The 22,581-nt window shown below is 37.3% G+C and carries 20 protein-coding genes; 13 read left to right on the top strand and 7 right to left on the bottom strand.

Annotation, left to right across the window (positions count from 1 at the left end; genetic code table 11):
- Positions 1–12 precede the first annotated feature (12 nt).
- Positions 13–2,070 carry a DNA primase gene (gene dnaG, locus FLEMA_RS73355; RefSeq protein ID WP_044173298.1) on the bottom strand — a complete coding sequence of 686 codons (2,058 nt, stop codon included), beginning with the start codon at positions 2,068–2,070 and terminating at the stop codon, positions 13–15.
- 451 nt (positions 2,071–2,521) lie between these two features.
- Here dnaG and FLEMA_RS0149380 point away from each other — a divergent pair, with 451 nt between their 5' ends.
- The 5 genes from FLEMA_RS0149380 to FLEMA_RS0149340 all read left to right on the top strand — a co-directional run bounded on the left by FLEMA_RS0149380 (position 2,522) and on the right by FLEMA_RS0149340 (position 8,532).
- Complete coding sequence (locus tag FLEMA_RS0149380; RefSeq protein WP_144080146.1) at positions 2,522–3,934, top strand: vanadium-dependent haloperoxidase; 1,413 nt, start codon at positions 2,522–2,524, stop codon at positions 3,932–3,934.
- A 188-nt stretch (positions 3,935–4,122) separates the two neighbouring features.
- The gene (locus tag FLEMA_RS73350) at positions 4,123–4,623 is read left to right on the top strand and encodes a hypothetical protein (RefSeq protein ID WP_052354231.1); all 501 of its coding nucleotides are present in this window, start codon (positions 4,123–4,125) and stop codon (positions 4,621–4,623) included.
- Between the two features lie 202 nt (positions 4,624–4,825).
- A complete protein-coding gene (locus tag FLEMA_RS0149360; protein ID WP_169719930.1) occupies positions 4,826–5,833 on the top strand; it encodes a hypothetical protein in 1,008 nt (335 codons plus the stop codon).
- 135 nt (positions 5,834–5,968) lie between these two features.
- Positions 5,969–6,910, top strand: coding sequence for a transporter (locus FLEMA_RS73345; RefSeq protein WP_052354229.1), 942 nt, complete (start codon positions 5,969–5,971; stop codon positions 6,908–6,910).
- Between the two features lie 47 nt (positions 6,911–6,957).
- Positions 6,958–8,532: a vanadium-dependent haloperoxidase gene (locus FLEMA_RS0149340; protein WP_026997073.1), complete on the top strand. Its 1,575-nt coding sequence runs from the start codon at positions 6,958–6,960 to the stop codon at positions 8,530–8,532.
- A gap of 109 nt (positions 8,533–8,641) precedes the next feature.
- Here FLEMA_RS0149340 and FLEMA_RS73340 read toward each other — a convergent pair whose 3' ends face one another.
- Positions 8,642–9,124, bottom strand: a complete 483-nt coding sequence (locus FLEMA_RS73340) for a hypothetical protein (RefSeq protein WP_044173296.1) — start codon at positions 9,122–9,124, stop codon at positions 8,642–8,644.
- Positions 9,125–9,136: 12 nt separating this feature from the next.
- A complete protein-coding gene (locus tag FLEMA_RS73335) occupies positions 9,137–9,583 on the bottom strand; it encodes a hypothetical protein (RefSeq protein ID WP_044173294.1) in 447 nt (148 codons plus the stop codon).
- Positions 9,584–9,976: 393 nt separating this feature from the next.
- Between FLEMA_RS73335 and FLEMA_RS73330 the strand changes: the two genes are divergently transcribed.
- Positions 9,977–10,801 carry a hypothetical protein gene (locus FLEMA_RS73330; protein ID WP_044173292.1) on the top strand — a complete coding sequence of 275 codons (825 nt, stop codon included), beginning with the start codon at positions 9,977–9,979 and terminating at the stop codon, positions 10,799–10,801.
- Positions 10,802–11,252: 451 nt separating this feature from the next.
- A complete protein-coding gene (locus FLEMA_RS0149265) occupies positions 11,253–11,774 on the top strand; it encodes a hypothetical protein (protein WP_044173290.1) in 522 nt (173 codons plus the stop codon).
- Positions 11,775–12,007: 233 nt separating this feature from the next.
- Here the strand turns inward: FLEMA_RS0149265 and FLEMA_RS76985 are convergent, their stop codons facing one another.
- Positions 12,008–12,184, bottom strand: a complete 177-nt coding sequence (locus tag FLEMA_RS76985; RefSeq protein ID WP_159102722.1) for a hypothetical protein — start codon at positions 12,182–12,184, stop codon at positions 12,008–12,010.
- Between the two features lie 384 nt (positions 12,185–12,568).
- On the opposite strand from FLEMA_RS76985, the gene FLEMA_RS0149250 reads away from it, so the two are divergent.
- From FLEMA_RS0149250 to FLEMA_RS0149205, 6 genes are all read left to right on the top strand, one after another.
- The gene (locus FLEMA_RS0149250) at positions 12,569–14,335 is read left to right on the top strand and encodes a sensor histidine kinase (RefSeq protein WP_026997069.1); all 1,767 of its coding nucleotides are present in this window, start codon (positions 12,569–12,571) and stop codon (positions 14,333–14,335) included.
- Between the two features lie 506 nt (positions 14,336–14,841).
- Positions 14,842–15,465 (top strand): response regulator, encoded by a 624-nt coding sequence (locus FLEMA_RS0149230; RefSeq protein WP_044173284.1) that lies wholly within the window; start codon positions 14,842–14,844, stop codon positions 15,463–15,465.
- 14 nt (positions 15,466–15,479) lie between these two features.
- Entirely contained in the window at positions 15,480–15,881 is a 402-nt protein-coding gene (locus FLEMA_RS0149225; RefSeq protein ID WP_026997067.1) for a response regulator, read from the top strand.
- Positions 15,878–17,797 (top strand): sensor histidine kinase, encoded by a 1,920-nt coding sequence (locus tag FLEMA_RS0149220; protein WP_026997066.1) that lies wholly within the window; start codon positions 15,878–15,880, stop codon positions 17,795–17,797. Before FLEMA_RS0149225 ends, FLEMA_RS0149220 begins: the two co-directional genes overlap by 4 nt.
- Positions 17,769–18,854, top strand: a complete 1,086-nt coding sequence (locus FLEMA_RS0149215; RefSeq protein ID WP_044173282.1) for an ATP-binding response regulator — start codon at positions 17,769–17,771, stop codon at positions 18,852–18,854. Before FLEMA_RS0149220 ends, FLEMA_RS0149215 begins: the two co-directional genes overlap by 29 nt.
- A gap of 159 nt (positions 18,855–19,013) precedes the next feature.
- Complete coding sequence (locus tag FLEMA_RS0149205; protein ID WP_026997064.1) at positions 19,014–20,033, top strand: helix-turn-helix domain-containing protein; 1,020 nt, start codon at positions 19,014–19,016, stop codon at positions 20,031–20,033.
- A 129-nt stretch (positions 20,034–20,162) separates the two neighbouring features.
- Here the strand turns inward: FLEMA_RS0149205 and FLEMA_RS73325 are convergent, their stop codons facing one another.
- The 3 genes from FLEMA_RS73325 to nuoH all read right to left on the bottom strand — a co-directional run bounded on the left by FLEMA_RS73325 (position 20,163) and on the right by nuoH (position 22,508).
- Positions 20,163–20,672, bottom strand: coding sequence for an NADH-quinone oxidoreductase subunit J family protein (locus FLEMA_RS73325; protein ID WP_044173280.1), 510 nt, complete (start codon positions 20,670–20,672; stop codon positions 20,163–20,165).
- A 98-nt stretch (positions 20,673–20,770) separates the two neighbouring features.
- The gene (locus FLEMA_RS73320; protein WP_044173278.1) at positions 20,771–21,289 is read right to left on the bottom strand and encodes a NuoI/complex I 23 kDa subunit family protein; all 519 of its coding nucleotides are present in this window, start codon (positions 21,287–21,289) and stop codon (positions 20,771–20,773) included.
- A 55-nt stretch (positions 21,290–21,344) separates the two neighbouring features.
- Positions 21,345–22,508, bottom strand: coding sequence for an NADH-quinone oxidoreductase subunit NuoH (gene nuoH / locus FLEMA_RS73315; RefSeq protein ID WP_044173276.1), 1,164 nt, complete (start codon positions 22,506–22,508; stop codon positions 21,345–21,347).
- Positions 22,509–22,581 lie beyond the last annotated feature (73 nt).

The raw sequence follows: 22,581 nt of genomic DNA, 5'->3' as shown, positions 1-22,581 counted from the left end.
GATAGTTGCTGTTTATCTAACCACAACTGTTCCTAATTCTTTTGCAATTTGCTTCTCTACTTCTTTGGCTTCCATAAACAAGCTCAGCAAGCGGTTTTGCTCTTGTGGATCTTTGGCTTGAGTAAGTTGCTTCATCAAAGTTTTGATGTATTCATCATTAAACGATTTTTTCAATCTCAAAATATTGGTATAAGCCATATCTGCCAATTTATCTTCTTCGGTTGGCACAAAAATTTCGTGGCGGCTCATCCATTCTTCCGAAATAACGTGTTTTTCGGAGGCCAAATTAATGGCTTCATTCTGAATTTCGGCAATATGATGGCTAATAAAATAAGCCGTGTCTAGCACTACCCCTTGTAAAAACTTCTCTCGGCAAATCGTTAATATTTCCTGATAAATAGGCGTCGAAAAATTAATCCCATCTATTTCGCCCAGCACATATTGCATCAATGTTACACCTGGTGCCACACCTGGGTCTACCTCTTTAGTACCGTGGTTTACCAATAGCCTAATACATTCTAGTTCGTGTAATGTAGTAGCCGTGTACACAGGAGCAACCTTCTGAGGCTCGGGTTGTGGCTCGTTGCTAACAGGATAATCACCTACATACTCATCTTCTTCCGAAAAGCTCATCATTCCTCCGCCCACATCATCTGGAGGTAAAGAAGGATTACTATTTAAAGAAACCCCCGAAGGCAAATCCTGTTGTAGACGTTGCCTATTGGCATCACGTTGTGAATCTTTTTCTTTTTGCTTGGTTCTTTCTAAGGTAATTTTATTGCTTTCCGAAATCAAAATACCTTCATCTATTTGCATCAAGCTAGCTGTTTTCTGAAAAAATACAGAACGCTTAATAGAATCAGGGATTTTGGCAATACTACCCACCATATCCTTGATAAGTTCGGCACGCTTGAAGGGGTCGTTACCAGCTTCTTTCAAAAATAATTCGGCTTTGAAAGTAATAAAATCTGATGAATGTTCAGCAATATATTGCATAAAAGCCTCCGACCCAATATTTCGTACGTAGCTGTCGGGGTCTTCGCCTTCAGGAAAAACAACCAATTTCACATTGAGCCCTTCCTCCAAAATCATGTCCATTCCCCTCAACGAAGCCTTGATACCAGCAGGGTCGCCATCGTAAAGTACCGTAATATTTTGGGTAAATCGTGCAATCAAACGAATCTGTTCAAGGGTTAAAGATGTACCCGACGAGGCCACTACATTTTCGATTCCAGCCTGATAAAGAGAAATCACATCGGTATAACCCTCCACCAAATAACATACATCTTTGGCTCGAATAGCATTTTTGGCTTGGTAAATCCCATACAAGATATGAGATTTATGATACACCTCTGTTTCGGGCGAATTCAGGTATTTTGGTTGATTTTTATCTGTTTTTAAAATTCTTGCTCCAAAGGCAATTGTTTTGCCCGATACATTATGAATCGGAAAAATAACCCTATTCCTAAAACGGTCAAACTGTTTATTTTCTTCGGGTTTTCTAATAGTTAGCCCAGCTTTTTCCAGAATATCAATATTGTAGCCTTGCTTGATAGCCTCTTTGGTAAAAGCATCCCACGATTCAAGGCTATATCCCAAATCAAAAGCCTTGATAGTTTTATCAGAAAAACCCCTTTCTTTAAAATAAGGATAGCCTATTGATTGCCCTTCTTCATGAGTAAAAAGGTTGTTTTGAAAATAGTTTTTGGCATAATTCAGGGCAATATACAAGCTTTCGCGTTCGTTTTGAGCCAACTGCTGTTCGTCGGTCATTGGTGCTTCCTGAATCTCGATGCTGTATTTTTTGGCCAAATGCCTCAATGCTTCACCATAACCAAGCCCCTCTATATCCATAATAAACCTTACGGCATCGCCAGCTTTGCCACAGCCAAAGCATTTATAAATACCCTTGGCAGGCGAAACAGAAAAGGAGGGCGATTTTTCACCATGAAAAGGACAACAAGCCCACAAATTAGCTCCCTTCTTTTTCAAGGATACATAATCTCCGATTACGTCTGCCACTTGGGCTGTCTGCTTTATTCGCTCTATTGTTTCTTGGTCTATTCTCATATTTTTTCACAAAATACCCTGCCAATCAGACGTATTTTTTTTACTAATTGGCCTTGAGCCTTTCAAAATCACCTCTAAATTAGTAGGAATGTATTTTATAATATTCTATTTCAAAAAATTAATCCTTGTTAATAAGCCTTTTTACTTGTTTATTTGATAGATAAATCGGTGTATTTCAATTATTTTTCATGTAGAATGTGACTTATCCTTATGCTAGGGGTCTTAATATTGTTCATCTAACCCTATAACGATTTTTCTTTGCTAATTACATCATTACTTTATAAGTTTTCCAACGCTCTTTCCTAACCGAAAGGGCGTTTTTTTGCTGCCAATCATTGTTGTAAGAAGGCTATACGGCATAATTTTTGCTGTAAATCAACGTCCGTCAAGGAATTGGGACGAGGTTCGCCCCCTCCACGCTTCCCAATTTTGAACTTAAACATATCTTACAATGAAGTCATCAGGCACCTCGCAAAGTAGGTCTACTTTGCCATTCAAGGTATTGTCCGTCCATTTTGTATATTTTGTTCTGGGCATATTGTTATTAGCATCTTGTAAATCGAATAACGAGCCAGCACCAAACAGTACGCCCAATCCCGCAGATGAATTTAGTTATGAAATTGCTTCTAAATGGGCAGACTTACAGCTTATTTTAACCCAAAAAACCTCAGGATATACACCCCCTGTAGCCTCTAGGGCATACGGTTTGGGGGGGCTTACTATGTACGAGTCGATTGTACATGGTATGCTCGACCACCAAAGTTTGGCAGGGCAGCTCAGTGGTCTCAGCAAATTACCTCAGCCCGAAGCAGGCAAAGCATATCATTGGGCAATTAGCCTGAATGCTGGCCAGGCCACTATCCTCAGAGCTTTATATGCCGAGGCATCACTGCCACAAGCTACCAACAATCTAAAAGTAATAGATTCCTTAGAAACAGCCTTGCTAGAAACATTTAGCAAACAAACAAATACCGATACCCAAACAAGGTCTATTCAATTGGGCAAGGCTATTGCTAATGCCATTTTTGAATGGTCAAAAACCGATGGTGGTCATGAGGGTTATAAACGCAACTTTCCCGTAACGTATAAAACACCCGTATTTCCTGGTGCATGGCAGGCTACCGAAAATGGCCAGAAGATTCCGATGCAACCTACTTGGGGAAATAACCGTACCTTTGTACCCTCCAATACCACGTTGGCAATGCCAGCACCTATCCCGTTTTCGAGTAGTATTACTTCGCAATACTTCGCCCAGTATTTAGAAGTATACACCAAAAACAAAACCCTTAGTACAGAAGAAAAAGAAATAGCAGTATGGTGGGCCGACAATCCTTCCGAAACGTTTACACCTCCTGGGCATTCGTACAATATTGCTAACATTGCTGCCAAATCAAGCAAAACTACCCTTGGTAAAGCTGTAGAGGGTTTTGCCCGAACAGGCATTGCTGTAGCCGATGCCTTTATTGGTTGCTGGAAAGGGAAGTTTACCTACATGAACGAACGCCCTTATACCATGGTGAGGCGTTCAATAGACCCCGATTGGAAACCATTTTGGCCAGCACCTCCATTTCCAGGGTATTCGTCGGGTCATGCTACACAATCTGGAGCGGCTGCCGAAGTTCTTACATTTGTGTATGGCAATAACTTTAAGTTTATCGACAACTCGCATAATGGCCGAGCCAACGACCCCGCTACGAATACCCCCTTCAAACAACGCTCTTTTAATAACTTCTATGAGTTTGCTGATGAATCGGCAATGTCTCGCTTTTTGGGTGGTATTCATACACGACAAGACAATGAAGTTGGTCTGCGAGAAGGTAAAAAAATAGGGCGAAATGTCAATAATCTTATCTTTTCGCTATAGAATATCGAGAGGTTAATGCCTCATAACCTCTCTGTTTGTTCTCATGAAACTTGTACATTATCAAGAATGTACTTTTGAGGCTAAAAGTTTTATAATTTATTGTGTAAATTTGTTTAGAGAAAAAGTAAAATTATTATCCCTTGAAACGAATTCTTTCCATATTATTCTTCGGACTCCTGTTGTACAACATGATGGGGTTCTCGGTTGTATACTGGATAGAAGATAATTTAGCGAAAAATGATTTTACACAAATTGCCGAGCCAATAGAAGGAAAGCAAGATTATGTATTGATCAAAATGCCCCTTTCATTGCCTTATCAAACTGACTGGAGTACCCCAACACAAGTAAAAGGAACTTTGCGTCAGGGCGATAAACATTACCAGATGATTTCGCAAAAATTGGTCAATGATACGCTCTATACCGTTTGTAAAATAGACCAAACAGCCCGTGACCGCTTTTTCAACCTTGCTTCGCATATCAACGAACATGTAAGTGATCATGACAATGACTTGTCGAAAAAGTCATCTTCGCAATTACTCAAAAACTTTGTGAAAGAATACATGTCTTCAGAGAAGAGACATATATTCTTTGTATTGGACTGGGTGTATCCTCGCCCAAAAACTATCCATGTATTTACGACCTGGAGCCGCTCGTTAGATACCCACTCGCCACCACCCCGGCATAGCTAATTTTTATTGACTTCTTAACACAACCTATTCGATTGTGCTAGATCACTTTGGATAAATTTTATCCAACAGAATCTCTGTATACATACAAGTCATTAAATTTCAGCTATCTATGAAAAATTTCTCCAAATTTGCGATTACCTTTTTTTGTATTTTTTCAATAAATTTTAAAATTTTATCTCAAGGGTGTGTAGCGGTTCGTCACATGAGCTGTGCCACAGGTACAGGCACAAACGCTACATCGATGCTACATCCTGGACAATGGCAAGCTACATTAGGCTTTCGTAGCCTTCATTCACACCGCCATTTTGTAGGCACAGAAGAACAAAAACAACGTGCGGCCAACAACACTGAGGTAATCAACGACTCACAAGGTTTTGACTTGGGTATTGCTTATAGCTTAACTGACCGCCTTAGCGTGGCATTGAATATTCCTATCGCTATCAATGTTCGTGCTTCAAAATACGAACACTATGGCAACACTGCTGCCAATGCTCAATATTTCGACACAAAGTCGTCGGGCTTAGGCGATATTCGTTTGTCTGCTACCTATTGGTTACTTGACCCTATCAAAAATATGAATGGTAATATTGCCTTGGGAGTTGGAGTAAAAGCCCCAACAGGTAATTCAAATGTTCAAGGACAATTTCATAAACTAGACAAAGAAGGTAAAGAGTACCTCTTGACCAAATCAGTTGACCAATCGATTCAATTAGGCGATGGTGGCTGGGGTGCAAACCTTGAGATTCAGGGTTTCCAAAAACTATTTAATAAAACTGTATTATATTTTAATGGCTTTTATCTGTTTAATCCTCGAAACACTAATAACACCCTCAATTCAGTAACAAAAGAAGCAGCAGCTAATGAAATCGTTGTGTATCATTCTGTAGCAGACCAATTTGCTGGACGTATCGGGGCTTCGTATGCTCTTCTTGCTAAAGCTGGACTAGCTGTAAGTTTTGGCGGTAGAATAGAAGGTGTACCTGCTCATGATGTTTTTGGCAAGAGTGAAGGCTTCAGACGACCAGGCTATATTATTTCGGTAGAACCAGGACTTTCGTACTCGAAAGGCAAAAGCTCTATTGCTGTAACAGTACCTGTAGCCACTACTCGTAACCGTATCAAAAGTGTTGCTGATTTGAAATATGGCAAACATGGCGATGCAGCATTTGCTGACTACTTTATCTCGGCAACGCTTTCTCATAGATTTTAATATCAGCACAGCCGAATTGTATTTACTTTCGGCTAGCTATATAGATTTATTCTCCAATTCATTTAGCCCCTTATTAAAGACGAGATGTTTAAATTTAGAAACCTTTTCATATCAGGCTTATTGCTGATTTTGTCAATGCCAATACTATCTGCCCAAAATATGACGGATGGGATTTTTATGGCCAAAAATAATTTTTGTGGAGGTATTACCTATACACACGATTCTTGGAACAAATACTGGGAAGGTACACTTTTCCGTGAAAATAAAAACCTTGGTACTGTAACTACACAGTCGATTGCGGCTGTAGGTAATTATGGTATTTCAGACCGATTCAATGTGCTATTTATGTTGCCATACGTTAAAACAGAGGCATCGAAAGGCACATTGAAAGGGATGAATGGTTTTCAGGATTTAAGTTTGGCACTGAAGTACCGTATTGCCCAAATCAAAAATTTATCTATCATTGGTTCGGTTGGTGGGTCTATTCCTACCAATAATTATGTTGCCGACTTCTTGCCTTTGGCGATAGGTATGCAAAGCAAAACATTTTTCTCAAGAGGGATTCTTTACTATACACTACCTCATGAGCTTGCTATTACGGCACAGGGGTCATATACACACCGTACCAACGTAAAGGTGGATAGAGAAATGTATTTTTCTGACCAAGCATATTTTACTAACGAAATGATGATGCCAGATGTAGTAAACTTTGGAGCTAAATTTGGTCATTACTCTTATCGTTGGCAATTGGAGGCTACTTACGAACAGAATATCGTTCAGGGCGACATAGACATCAGACGCAACGATATGCCAGGCCTTTGTGCTAAAATGGACTTTACTCGTGTTGGCGTAGTAGCGGCTTACCGTATTCCGCAATTGAAAGACCTACAAATTCAGGCAACTGTTGGCCATATCGTAGCAGGACGCAATGTTGGAAAATCAACAACCTTCTCAATTGGCATTTTACAATATATCGACCTCCGCAAAAACAAAGTTTCAGGTATTCCTTCAGGTCCAATCTGTCGCCCTGGCGATGCCAACCACGTTGGTGCTACAAGCGAAGAAAAACATAATTAAAATAGATTTCCTAATAGTATTAATCTATTAAAAAATTAACTAACAAAATGAAAAAATTATTACATTTTAATATAAAGACTATTTTTTCTGTTGCGGCTGTTATCACTATCTTGTGGGCTTGTGAAAAAAGCTTAGACCGTGACGGTACAGAACTAGACCCGCTTGTTCCTGCCAAAGTTGACGATGATGCTGGCACATGGAAGCCATTTATTCTTCAGTCTGCTACAGAAGTTCCCTTGACAGCCCCAGAGGCCGTAACTTCTAGCAGTTATCAAAGCGAATTGGCAGCTGTAAAAACAGCTGTAGCTAATATTACCGACGACCAGCGTGTAGCTATCCGCTATTGGGCTGGCGGAGGTATTCTTCGTTGGAATCAGATTATGCGTAGTTTGGTAGCCAAACGCAACCTCCCTCCTGCCGAAAACAACAGCGGAGAATACCCCATTCCAAATGCAGCCAATCCCAATGCTGACCCAATGTTTCCTTTTGCCAACCCGCCTTACGCATCACGCTCGTATGCTTATGTGTCGGTAGCACAATATGATGCTTTGGTAGCGGCAATGGCCTACAAACAATTGTACAAGCGTAAAGCTCCATATCAGGTAGATGCTACTATTGCCCCTGTTATTGTTACAAAATCAACATTGCCTTCTTTCCCTTCTGAAGATGCAGTAATGGCAGCTGTAACGTATGAAATGATGAAAAGGTTATTCCCTGCTACAGAAGACACTTTGTTTTTGTACAAGAAAAAAGAAGAACAAAAATGGTATAAATTGTGGGCTGGAGCTTCGACAAAATCAGATATTGAAGCTGGAGAAAAATTGGGCAAAGCTATTGCTACAAAAGTATTGGCTCGCTTTACTAGCGATGGTATGAGAAATGCCATTGGGGTAAAAGCTCAATGGGATAGCTTGGCCAAAAGAGTAGAGGAAAAAGGTGAAGTAGCTTGGGTTTCATTAGAGAATGCTCCTCGCCCTCCTATGTTACCATTCTTTGGTAATGTAAAAACATGGAATATGGATTTTGCTACTTTAAAAGATATTAGTACCAAATACCCTCCTTTGGCCTACAAATCGGAAGAGTTTAAAAAACAGGTAGCTGAAGTAAAAGAATATGTAACTACCAAAGCTACTAGAGAAAATATTGCTATTGTGCATTTTTGGGCTGATGGTGCAGGTACATACACTCCTCCAGGCCACTGGAATGCCATTGCAGCCAACTATGTGGCTCAGGAAAAACAATCGGAGTTTAGGGCTGCCCGAAGCTTTGCTTTACTAAATTCTGCTATGATGGATGCAGCCATAAGTTGCTGGTACACCAAGTCGTATTACTATTTTCCTAGACCTAGTCAGGCCGATCCAAGTATCAAGACCTTGACGGGCGTACCTAATTTTCCTGCGTATTCGTCGGGGCACTCAACGTTTTCGGCAGCAGCATCTACAGTACTAAGTTACTTGTTTCCATCAGATGCTTCAAAGTTTGATGCCATGGCCAAAGAAGCCTCTATGTCGAGGCTCATGGGTGGTATTCACTACCGTATGGACTGTGAATATGGCCTAAAATACGGTCAATTGGTGGGCGAAAGAGCTGTATTGCGAGGTAAAGCTGATGGCGTAAAATAACTCATAAAAACTAAACCACTCATAATCGCTATGAGTGGTTTAGCCTCTAAATTAAAATGGTTAGTGATACCAACTTCTGCCAATAGCTTATCGGCAGAAGTTTTTTTTATCACTTATTTTTGTATTTCGCTTCAATTTCTTTAGTCAAGCGTGCATTTTCTTTATCTAGTGTGTCGGCTTTGAAGTAAAAATACACTGCTAGTATCAAAAATATTTTCGATAATATAAATACAGCGATAAATGCAGGTCGCCAGTACTTATGCACATTAATATGTGTATTGTTTACTTCTATTTCAAGATAGCTCTGCTCTTCTTTAGGTTTTTGGGTCGTTTCACCTTGATCGGTAAAATGCCATTTTTTCACTTCTTGCTTCTCTTCTTTAAATTGAACCCGCGAGCGAACCGCTGGAGGTGGAGGTACAGCATGAGTGGAGAAGTGATCATTAATTGTATTTTCCAATTCCTTTACAGCAACATAAATCTCTGGAAAATCACGAAGGTTTTTATCCACCTCTTTTTGTTCAGCATCAGATACCAAACCCAAAAGATAGGCTTCCAAAATACCACTTTCTATATATTCTTGAGTATTCAACTTGATACAAAGTTAAGATTGGCGATATATTTTAAAATATTCATTAATTGCTTTCAGTACTCGTTCTTTTGAAACATTGAGTTTTTCGGCAATTACCTCTGTAGAAATACCCTGCTTGAATGACAAATCAAATACTATTTCAGGCAAAGTTTTACCTGAAGTGGTATAGTCATTAGCAGCCGATACAGCAGCTAATTTTGATTTCCATGCTATTGCTTTTGCTCTTGCATTTCTAATAATACAAATTGTTTTACTAACCACATTTTCGTTGCACTGCTGTAACGAAGATGAACTAAATAAATCAACAAGTACTTCCTGAGCAAGTTGTTCCTGCGGAATTATCTGCAAGATAATCCCATAAGCCAATGCACCATATTCATCGTACAACGACAGTTGGTCAGAATATAAAATAGGCTTATTGTTGGATAGTTTGTTTTCTGACGGCTCCAATATACTCATTTGGTTTATTTATTTTACCATACACTGGCTTAGATACAAAACTTATGTAGCTTTTAGCAAAAAAAGCTATTATAAATAATAAGATTAGTGCGTTTAAAGTATAGTAAAACTAATTAATATGAACTGGGAATCCAAATTAATACCTGACTTTTCCACAAAGCAACAAGTCCATTTTTTTGATTTCTGGAAGAATTACCACGCAATTTTATAGCTAAGCTTTACCTTCATAATTTTCAAAAAAGAGTTAATAATTTTTAACAAAATATATAAAATATTTTTTCCAACTTTGTGTTAAATATTAGGGTCATTGTTAGGTTATATTATGATTTTGAGGTTGATATAACCTTCAAAATATCCAGACAAGCATTAGATTATACAAAATAGCATTACAATATGAAAAAGGCTTTACTCATTAGTATTCTTATTGGTGGCAGCTTGCCTGTTATCCACGCCCAAACTGGGAATGATAAGCCCTTGACAATAACACCACACATTTCAGTTGAGAATTTTAATTGGATTGAAAAAAGTACTGTTGGAAAGGCTGGAGTTAACTTTGAACTAAAACCCTCGGCCAAACTCAATATTAATTTAGATTTAGGAGCTTACAAAAGCCTTGGTAGTACCTATGGGGCTCAAGAAAATGGAGCTTCTTTTAGTGTTAATTTTAGTGATTTTAAAACAACCCCTCCTTATACCTCTAGTGTCAACCCAAACGATAGCCGCCCAAAAGCTATTTTACAAGGTGGTTTTGTAAACCTCGATGTAGGGATTCCGTTCAAATTGAGCGATAGCACCGATGTGTCGGTCGAGCCTTTTATTGGCTTGGAAGGGAAAATGTGGAATCGCTCGTTGGTATTTGGCCAAGAAGGGAGCAGCACTACGTTCGACGAAAAATACAAATTTTTGTCGCCTGCTTTGGGGGCAAAGTTAAACTATAACACCAAGTCGAAAATCAAATTAACACTTCGTGTTGGAGTTAGCTACCCAGCTATTTCTAAGCTAAAAACTGACGAAAAAAACCTCTCAGCTCCCAATACCGAGCTGAACCTGAGCAAACATCTTTCGCCTTCGATTGAGGCAGGTGCCAAAATCAAAAAAATGACTATCAAAATTCGGTACGAACGCCTCAATATTGGGTCTGCCGACTCGCTAAGAGGTATATCTCAGCCTTCGACCAAAGCCAATATTACAGGTATTTCGATTGGATACGACTTTTAAAACCAGGACTTTCTTCATAATCATAACACAATGAAGAAAGTTCTGAAAACCTCCCCATGATTCTTCTCGTTTATTTTTGGCAAATTGGTAGCAATATCAAGCCAATTGGTATTGATTTTTCAATACCGCTATTGACTATCGAGACATTCGGCCACAAGCATTATAAACGTTTAAAATTCGGATAGTAGAATAATTCATTAGCCTTGCCTGAAAGCATAAAATCATGTCTATTACACCTCAATCTACTACCTCAACGTTCATACACTTATGAGTTACCGTGGAGTATTGAGCCAGTAATTCTACAAGTTGAGAAGAGTTATTTATATAAAACATTATCGTAAAAAAAACAGCCGATACGACTATCTATTATCCAAATTGTTATTTTTTTATTATAACAAAAGCTCTTGCTTTGTAAAAAAATAAAGTATTAAGTCTTTTAATCCTCTGCAAAATGTATAAGAAAATACAATATTGGATACTTCCCCTCCTTGCTGGCAATCTATTGTATTCATGTATAAGTACTAAAAAATATGATAGTTTGGTTAGTAGCAAGAATCGCCTATCATCTCGTTTTGAACAAGCTCAGGATGAAATTCATACCCTACGAGAAAGGTCTATATTGTTGTCGGATAAGCTAGACATCCAATCACAAAATTTTGTAAAAGTAAATCAGCAAATCAATCAATTAAAGAAATCATTTGCTCAAGATTCTCTCAAAGTGGCAGCTTATAAGAACGATGTTCTTGAAAAAGAAAAAGAGCTGGCAGCTTGTAGAAAAGGTTCTGTAGATATTACCAATCACTATGAAGGAAAACTAAAACTTAGTGAAAATACCATAAAAACATTGGGCAGAAAAGTGCGTTTTGAGCGCAGATTAAGAATTGAAACTGTCAACAACCTCATTCATATTTATGAAGCTAAGCTCAACTCATTGAAAAATACATCTAAAGTAAACAATGAGAATCTTAAGTAAGATTGAGAAATTGGAAGTACAGGATTCTGAAACTAAACAACGTACTATCAATTACTAAACCACCAATTATTTAGCATACTTATTTAAGTAAGCATTACGCTATTAGCTGAACGCTATCGCTCAAATTACCCATGAGTTCAATAACAAAAACTATAATAGGCTAAGGATAGCAAGTAAGGATAAAAAGCTTAGAAATTCTGTTTCTAGGCTTTTTCAAAATTTAACCTACTTAGCTAATAAAAATCTTGATGTGCCAAGGTGCTATCCTGCTCTAACACATCAAATGCTTCAGGTGTATTTTCATTCTCAACGATACTATTGTAGGTTGGTTTTTCTGTAATAGAAAGGTTAATCTGGGATATAATCTCGTGTTTAAGCAGATAGAGTTGTTGCTTTGTGAATAGATTCATAACTTATGCAAGTGAGTATATAAAGTATTTTAAGGATAGAAAATAGACCTAAAAATTTGGAGCTATTATTTAGAAATGAATAATTTTCAATGATACAAAGTTAGCCTGTTAGAACATACAAAAATACATCTTGGGGTTAATATTCTACTTTTTTAGCACGTTCATTTTAATAATAACTATTTAGGCGTGTTTTTTGATACGAGTTCACTTTATGCTCTTTTGAGCACATCGTTCTTATAACAAAACACTATATCAGAACCCAATATTGTGCTTTGAAAATTAATCATTAGATAAATGTCATATTTACAACTTCCTATATCGAAGAAAATATACCTCCAGCTCTTTGATACTTTAGAAGGCTGCATTTTTGTTATTAATCCACAAATGCAATTATTAATGTTTAATAAGTTGTTTGCCGATATTTATCAAGCTCAATATGGAATCCCGCCTCCATTATACGAAGTGTATCGTCCTATTTACTTAGCCTTTCCTAGTGTAGAACAAATACTACAGCAATCGTACCTTAAAGGATTTAGTGGAGAGAAATTGATAGAAACGATCATTTATGATGATAAACCTAGCGAAGTATATATTACCCCTATCTTTACCGACAACAATCAAGAGGTAGAGGCCCTTGTGGTACATATAAAACCTAGAGTAGCAACTACATACTTTTCCGAAAAAATTGCCATCCAACAGCAACAATATCAATACATTATGGATAGCATACATGATATTGTTTTTCAGACAGATATTCAAGGAAATTGGGTTTTCTTGAATAAAACTTGGAACAGTATTATGCACTTTTCGGTAGAAGAGTCTCTAGGGCAGTCTTTTTTCAACTTTTTACATCCTGACGACCTAGAAAAAGCGAGGGCGTTATTTCAGTCGTTTATTAGTCATCAAAAAAATGAATACAAACATGCCATTCGCTACCTTACCAAAGAAAAGCAGGTAAAATGGTTGGAGGTTTTTGCTACGCTATTGTTTGATGAGCATAACCAAATTATTGGTATTTCAGGTACACTCAAAGACACGACCAATGATATAGCCAATGTTCATCTCTATGAACTACTATCGAACAATGTACGAGATTTGGTATGTATTCATGACCTCGACGGTACATTTCTTTATGTATCGCCATATATCAAAGCTTTGGCTGGCTACGACACTCATGAGCTGATCAATCAATCGGCTTATTCATTTATTCACCCAGAAGATATAGAACACGTTGCTAGGAAAAACCAAGAACTGAAAAATACCATAGGTAGCAGCGATTATATAGAATATCGTTTCCGAAAAAAAGATGGTAGTTATGTATGGTTAGAGGTAAGTTTCAAGGTTTTTTTTGATGAATATAGTATTGCTTATAGGGTTATTACCTCCTCGCGTGAGATTGAGGCCCGCAAAAAGTCGGAAGAAAGTATCATGAAAGCTCTAAAGCAAGAAAAAGAACTCAACGAGCTTATGGCAAAATTTGTTAACTTTACTTCACATGAGTTTAGAACACCCCTTGCTACGATTCGTACTAGTACCGAAATTATCGAGGCTTATACCCAAAAAGTACCTGAAAATGCCAAAATTTATAACCATACACAGCTAATACATTCCGAAATATCAAGAATGACCCGCCTAATTGATGAGATTTTATTGATAGGCAAAATTGATTCAGAAAAGTCGGTAGCTCAAAAAGAAAAAACCGACCTTCTTGTAATTATTCAACACATAACCGAACGACAAAACCTGTTACAGAAAGACAATCGCCGAGCAGAACTGATTGTGGAAGGAAGGCCCTATCCAATCGTACTTGACCCCGACCAAATAGAACTGGCCATCGACAACCTCATAGCCAACTCTTTTAAATACTCTGTTGGGCAAAAAGCCCCCATCATTCATGTACATTTTACTCCTGATATGGTAAAAATTAGTGTACAAGATTTTGGGATAGGCATATCGGAGGCTGAACAACATAAAATTTTTACCCCTTTTTTTAGAGCCAAAAATGTTGGCAATATCAAAGGCTCGGGCTTGGGACTTACCATTGTAAAAAACTTTATTTACCTGAATGGTGGAGAAATTGCCTTTAAAAGTACCGAGAAATTAGGCACAACCTTTTATATTACCTTTCTTAACAAATTAGGAAGCACTTGAATACCACTAAAATAGAAACATCATAACTAGTTTTTTATGTCATATACTCTGAAGCGTATGATTAGCAGTTGGTTGTCCACCGTCTTTTTCAAATATTAATAAAAAGTACAGCCAAATAATACCATAGTGTATAAAGTATACGAACACGTAGTTACTCAAAAATTTCGATATTAACATAAAAAGTAATAATCCTATCTATTGGAATATTGGTATATCTTTTTCCTGATAAAATACAATCCCCATAACTCAAATTTCTCTTACAAAGAAAGTATCTTTACCCTACATATCACGGCTGATATAAGAAGTTAGCAAAAAAATATGCAATCCCTAAAAATAGGGATTGTTCCTTGCTGATACATTGTATAACTTTGTGAAAAAGCTATATATATTTAGCTATTTCACAGAGTACCAAACTGCCTAAGTCTAATCTGTAATGCGTTTTTCTATCGTAACTAGATACCTAGTTGTACGATAAACTATTCCCTACGTCAAGCCTAAAACTCAATATGAAGGAAACATTAATTGGCCTTATAGAAGATGACTCGCTATTAAGAGAAAATATAGAGACTTATTTTGCTATGTCAACAGACATAAGGTTGGTGTTTTCGGTAAGTAGTGTTGAAGACTTGTTGGGCGACAAAGTCATAAGCGAGCCATATATTATATTTATCGATATCGGCCTTCCAGGTATTTCGGGCATAGAGGGTATCAGTATTATCCGTAAACGATTTCCCAATACCCATTTAGTTATGATAAGTGGAGCTTGTAGTGAGGAGCTTATTTGGCAAGCCATCAAAGCTGGAGCCAATGGCTACTTATTAAAGCCATTGTCATTAAAAGAGTTGGTAAAAAAAATTGATATAATCAAAAACAACGGTGCTCTTATATCGCCAGAGGTGGCATCTATGTTGTTTTCTAGAATATCAAATATTAAAAACCAAACCGAGACCTTACTTACCAAGCGAGAACACGATGTGATGAACTACTTACTCAAGGGGCTATCGTACAAAGAAATTGCCAGTATCTTGAGTATTAGTTATACCACCGTGAATGATCACGTAAAAAAAATTTACACAAAATTAAATATCAACTCTAAAGGTGAACTACTAGCACTATTTATCAACTACTGAAATATTAAGAAGCTATGAGAGAAAAAACTATTGCACTTGTAGTAGATGATGACTATGTTAACAGGTTGCTACTAAGAAGCCTACTAAAAACACTAGATGTGCGTTTTGAGCAGTGTGAAAATGGAGAAGAGGCCATTCGATATTTGAAAGATACACAGGAGAAACATATCGTAATTTTGCTCGACCTTCACATGCCTATTATGGACGGGTACGAAGTAATAAGTTATATACAAGCTCATCCTTCGTTTTTTCATCATACTCAAATTAGCATTATCGTAATATCTGCATCTGATTATTTCTCGTTTCAGCAAAGATGCCCTGATGCTGATATTGTAACATATATACAAAAGCCTGTTAGCCGCGATATACTCCAACAAGCACTTAAACAAGCTTATGCTAATTTTCAGGTAAAATGACTTCAGGTAATAGTAAATTGGTAAATCCATTTCATTTTGTATTAAATAATATTCCATTTGCCATATTATTGGAGAACAAACACCGAATCTTAGAGTTTGTCAACCAAAACTTTTGTCATTTGTTTGGATTTCCCTTAACACCCGAACAAATGGTAGGCACCAATTGTATTGTGGCTGTTCAGATGATTTCAAGGTTATTTGAAAATCCTTCAGGATTTGTCGAAACAGTACATCAAACCGTTATTAACCACAGCCCTGTATCCAAAGAGTTAGTCCCATTGGCCAATGGCCAATTATACCTAAGAGATTACCTCCCCATTTTTCAGGATGGTCAGCTTGAAGGGCATTTATGGCTTTATTACGACTATACTGATGCTCATAAAATGGAGCTTGAACTACTCAAAACCAAGCAGTTTTATGAAAAAATACTCCATAATATTCCAGCAGATATTGTAGCTTTTGATAAAAATCATAAGTATATTTTTATTAATCAAAACAGCGTATCCGACCCTATCGTTAGAGAATGGCTCTTAGGAAAAGATGATTTTGATTATGTCAAAATCAGAAATAAAGATATTACTATTGCCGAAAAAAGAAGAGCGGTATTTAATAATGCTATTGCTGAAAGAAAACCAAAAGAGTTCATTGAAAAACTAGAAGATAAACAGCAAAATGTACGATACCTGTTACGCAAAATGCACCCCATTGTTGACCACAACAATAAAATTGACATTGTGATTGGCTATGGCATAGATGTATCGTCGATTAGAAATGCTGAAAAGGTTATTCTGCAAAAAGAAAAAAATATCGAACAGGTTGCCAATCTGTTGAGTATGGTAATGATTGTTATTGATCAAGACCACAATATCATCTTTACCAATGCCGCTTATGAATCGTTATTTGGCTACCCTGCACACGACATAATAGGTAAAAACCTTAATAGTATCAACAACCACGAACTTGATTTTATTATCAAAGATTTTGACCTGTATCGTTCGTCACAACAGATAGATAGTTCTCAGAAAAAACATCAGTTTGTTGATAAATATGGCTTCACCAAACATATCACCTATTCATTTACCCCATACGTTAGAACAGATGTCAATGAATTAAACTTTGCTGTTTTTATCAACGATGTCTCTGACCAGTACTTTGCCGTATCCGAACTTCAAAAAATTGTAGATAAAGAAAGGAGATTAAATGAACTAAAATCTGGCTTTGTAAATGTGGTTTCACATGAGCTTCGTACTCCCCTATCGGTAATTCAGTCGAGTGCCGAAATCATGGAAATCCTCAATAGCAACGACAAAATAACCAAAGAGGATATAGCCCTCCACGTTAATCGAATCATTAACGAAATAGATGGCATGCACAGTTTGATGGAAGAGCTTTTGCTAGTAAGTAAAATAGAAAGTGGCAAGGTAGAGTTTAAGCCTTACCCCCAAAATTTAGCAAGTTTTGTAAAGGTTCTCATTGATGATTTATACGCCCCCAATAACGAACTAGCCATAGCATTAGAAGTAAAAGGCCATATCAGGGAAACCACATTTGACCGAATGATGATGTACCATATCCTTAAAAACTTACTGGGCAATGCAATCAAATATTCGGTGGGTAAAAAAATACCACGGATTCGTATCAGATACACCAATGGAGCAGTACTCATTATTATTGCTGACTATGGAATCGGTATTCCAGCCAAAGATACCCAAAAGCTCTTTAAAGCCTTTGCCAGAGCATCTAATACCAATGGAATCAAAGGTACTGGGCTTGGGTTGTTGATCGTAAAATATTTTATAGATTTTCATAAAGCTGAAATCAATTTCAAAAGCAAGGTAAACAAAGGTACTTGTATGCTTCTAGAAATAAAGGATAAACATTTTACTCATGCCAAAAATAGTATTGATAGAAGATGACCGACTCCTAGCCGAAAACACAAAAACAATTTTAGAGCTAAATGGTTTTGAATGTTTTATGGAACATGAAGGTCAAAAAGGGATTCAGCTGATTAAAACTACCTGCCCCGATTTGGTTGTTTGTGACATTATGCTCGATGAAATAGATGGATTTGAGATTCTAAGGGAGGTTAGAGCTACTCATAATTTCCTAAACCTGCCTTTTATATTTTTAACGGCTCGTGCCGATTTTGGAGATAAAAGAAAAGGAATGAATCTGGGAGCCGACGATTTTCTGACCAAGCCTTTTATGTCCAGAGACCTCATCGAAGCTATCAAGGCACGCCTAACAATAAGTGCTCAAAAAAATGCTTCGACTGGAGTAGAAATACGCAAAAGTGCCGTAGATGTCTTTTACAAGGTATCTAATCATGAATACCTCACACCTTTGAATGGAATTGTAAATTTGAGCGAAATCGTAGTAAAACAGCTACAAAATCACCAAATTCACGATGCTATCACGCTAGTTGAAGGAATTAATGTGTCGGGGCAAAGGATGCTCCGTATTACTCGTAAATTATTATGGTACAATCAGCTCTCAAATTACCTAAATCCTTGGCAAAATACAAACAGCCATACTATATTCGTTATTGATTTACAACAAAAAATTATTAATAACCTAAAAAGGAGTTCTACCAAAAATATAGATATTATACTCAAGTCCAGTATTTCAAGCCTATCGGGCTATGACGAAACGCATATAGAACAAATATTTACAGAAATATACCAAAACATTTTTCAATATGCCGACCCGCTGTACACAATTTATTCGGATGCCCGATTAGAAAATAATATGTTTGTACTGATTGTCAGAAATCAATACAAAGCCGATTACACCTTTTCAACTTACGATATTACCCCCTTTTTCCAAGCTCATAACCCCAAAGATATGAATGGAACAGGCTTGGGCTTATATATCGTAAAAGAATGGGTAAAGTCGGTTGATGGATATATTGAAGTAAAAGGTGAAAACCATTTGTTTGAAGTTTTAATTAAAATCCCAATCAACTATATGTAAACACAATTTTTCTTGCTACTTAATATTATTACCATTTTCCTTACTCGTATGAAACTTATTTTGAAAAACCTTAGTAGTAATCTAAACATAATACAAATCTTATTTTCCTCCCTAAAAGGGACATAATACAGTAATCTATTATTTCCTATAATTAAGCCGATGAAATCAAAATATATTCATTCTATTACTTACGAGTATCTCAATAGGAACGCTTTTCTTACTCAACTTACTAATGAACTAAATACCATTTTAACTGAGAAAAATACTTATACTATTGACAATAGCAACGGAAAAGGCAAATTTTTTTCTATTGAAATTGAACCTGGATTTGAAATTGAATTATTGCAAGTACAGTTGTACAACGACTTGCATATCAGGCCTATCCCTGCCAATAACAATGGAAAATGGAGTATCACCATTTGTAGTAATCATACCGTTCATACCGACAAACTTGACTATACCCAAAGTCATTACCCTTACTGTGTTATCATGAGCTCGTCGATGGCTCAGCAAGAAATTATTATTCCAGCAAAAAAAAAAAACTTATCGTTTTCCATCACCTTCTCAAAAGAATGGATTGCCCAGAATATTATTGCCTACGTAAAGCCTGAAGCTGCCAAGTTATTAAAAGGAATACTAGCCGAGGATAGGCCCGTATGGCAAATTGATAACATAGATATAGACCTCCATCGTATTATTAGCTCACTTCTGAATAAAGATTTGTATCAAAATAATACAAAGCTGTTGTTTTATCGAACGGCATTAGACCTGACATTGCTCTTCTTCGAGAAATTAGTCAACAAAAGTATTTTTATTCCTGTACAGCAATTTAAAAGGCACGATATTCAACAAATTTATAAGCTCAATGAATCTATTCTCGAAGATTTGAGCAAGCCTTGTCCTACTATCGAAGAGTTGTCCAAATCTATCGGTATGAGTTCAGCCAAATTTAAGGCTCTCTACAAAACCGTATTTAATACAAGTGTGTATACTTATCATCTCAACGAACGGCTTGAACAGGCTTGTAGATATTTACAAGCTGGTGTATATACTATCAACGAAGTAGCTTATATGGTGGGCTTTCATTATCCTTCAAGTTTTTCAAGGATATTCAAAAAGAAATATGGCCAATCACCGCATCAGTTTATCAAAACTAGCGGCAAGCCTAAACTACCATAAAAATATTGCCATCCAGCAAATCCCAACCTATTAAACAGTACGGATTTGCCTAAAAACAAAAATCCACTCATATTTTGAGTGGATTCTATTTAATTTTTGTTCTAAACAGCCATAATATGCTGCTTTTTATTAGAAATTACGTTCTCCTGCTTCTCTTTTGCCCAACATTACCGCCCCTACCATTGCTACAAAGAACAAAATAGATACTAATTCAAAAGGCAACAAATAGTTGCGATAAAGGATTTGCCCAAGGTTTTCAACCATACCCGTTTGAGAGCTGTAAGCAGGGTTGTCGGCACCTGTTCCTAAATTCATTTTGCGGCTTGCAGCAATAAGGATAACCATTAAAGTACCCCCCAAGATAGCCCCAGCCAATTTTGTCAGATTTGACTTAGAATCTGGCGAGTTACGTCGCAAGTCTAGCATCATAATCACAAACAAGAACAATACCATAATTGCCCCAGCATACACGATAATGTTTACAGCCATCAAAAACTGAGCATTGAGCAATACATAATGCCCCGAAATACAAAAGAAAGTGAACACCAAGTACAATACACTGTGGATTGGGTTCTTTGAAAGCACAACCATCAACGCACTAATTAGCGTAAGGGCAGTTAAAAAGTACCAGAATTGCATTTTTTTTCAAGTTTAGTCCAGTATTATTAAATACTTTCTACTATTACGAGTATATGATAGTAAACGTATATATAGGCATATTTGCCTATGCCGTTCTATTATTTCCAGCCATCACGCAAGTAACGGTCGTCCATTTTTTCTACAAGTTTGTCTTTGCCAAAAATCACCTCATCACGGTCATGGAATACCTGAACCATTTTGTCGTGACGCAGATAGATAGCTTGTTTTGGACAAGCCTCTTCACAAAGACCACAGAAAATACAACGAAGCATATTGATTTCATATACACGTGCATATTTTTCTTCACGATACAATCCCTCTTCGCCTTTTTTGCGTTCGTCGGCTACCATCGAAATAGCTTCGGCAGGGCAGGCTACAGCACAAAGCCCACAAGCAGTACAGCGTTCGGCACCGTTTTCGTCACGTTTCAAAATATGATGCCCACGAAATACTGGCCCCAAATAGCGTTTTTCTTCGGGATATTTAATCGTTGCTTTTTTGCCAAAGAAGTGCTTCAACGTAGTAGCCATACCCCCAACAATAGCAGGTAGGTACATACGCTCGGTAAGCGTCATTTCTTCTTGTTCTAAAACTTTGGTTTTATTTGATAATTTCATCTTGATTTGCCCTCTTTGAATTCAGGAAATGTTAATGTAAGATACAACAAATATCCTATCGTGTAACAGCCAATTTTTTCTTTTTATGAGTCATTGAGTCATAAACAAACAATGCAACCACCAACAACACTACACCAGCCCAAGAAGCAATCATGGTAAACATTGGTGAAACACCAAGCTCTTGTGGCAATAAGATGGTCAAGCCTGTTAATACCACATTGAACATTGCCAATGGAATCAGGATAGTCCAACCCAAGTGCATCAATTGGTCATAACGGAAGCGAGGGAGTGTCCAACGAACCCACATAAAGATGAAGATAAAAGCAAAAGATTTCAAAATCAATGCTCCAACCCCTAGTAAGTTTGCTACATTTTCGCCAAACTGAGCAGCCACCCAATCGAATCCTAAATAATCGTACCCTCCAAAATAAAGTGTTGCCATTACTGCTCCTGAAATAAACATATTGATATATTCAGCAAACAAATAGAAGCCCAATTTCATAGAAGAATATTCGGTATGATAACCACCTATCAGCTCGGTTTCGCACTCTGGTAAATCAAATGGTGTACGGTTACATTCGGCAAAAGCACACACAATAAATATGATAAATCCGAGTGGTTGATAAAGGATATTCCAGTGTCCATTTTGTTGTTCTTCAACAATAGCCTTTGTTGACAACGAGCCAGTAAGCATCAAAATAGCGATGATAGACAAACCCATAGCCAATTCGTAAGAGATATTTTGCGAAGCCGCACGAATAGCACCCAACAACGAGTATTTGTTGTTAGAAGCCCAACCTCCTACCAAAATGCCATAAACACCCAACGATACGATACCAAATACCCACAAAATACCTACGTTTACATCGATACCTTGTAAATTAAGGATAACACCGCCCCCCAAATCTAATTTATCGCCAAATGGCACTACTGCCGAAGTCATCAACGCAGTAAGCATCGACAAGCAAGGGCCTGCAATAAAGAGCCATTTGTTTGAGTTAGCAGGGATAAAATCCTCTTTCATGAACATTTTTACAGCATCTGCCAATGGCTGTAAAATACCAAAAGGCCCCGCACGGTCTGGCCCGATACGGTCTTGCATAAAAGCTGCAATTTTACGCTCAAAATAAGTCGAATAAGCCGCAACCCCGAGCGTTATGGCGAAGATAACTCCGATATAAATGGCTTTTGCGGTAAATAATGTTGACGTAATTTCCATGAATATTATATTATTAAAGCTAATTGCTGTCGGCTTTGGGCTATTAGTTAAGAAAGGGTATTCTGAGCTACCT

Origin of the sequence: Flectobacillus major DSM 103 (assembly GCF_000427405.1) — a bacterium.
GTDB lineage: Bacteria > Bacteroidota > Bacteroidia > Cytophagales > Spirosomataceae > Flectobacillus > Flectobacillus major.
Note: the sequence above shows the minus strand (reverse complement) of the source record. Positions and strands in the feature narration are given on the sequence as shown.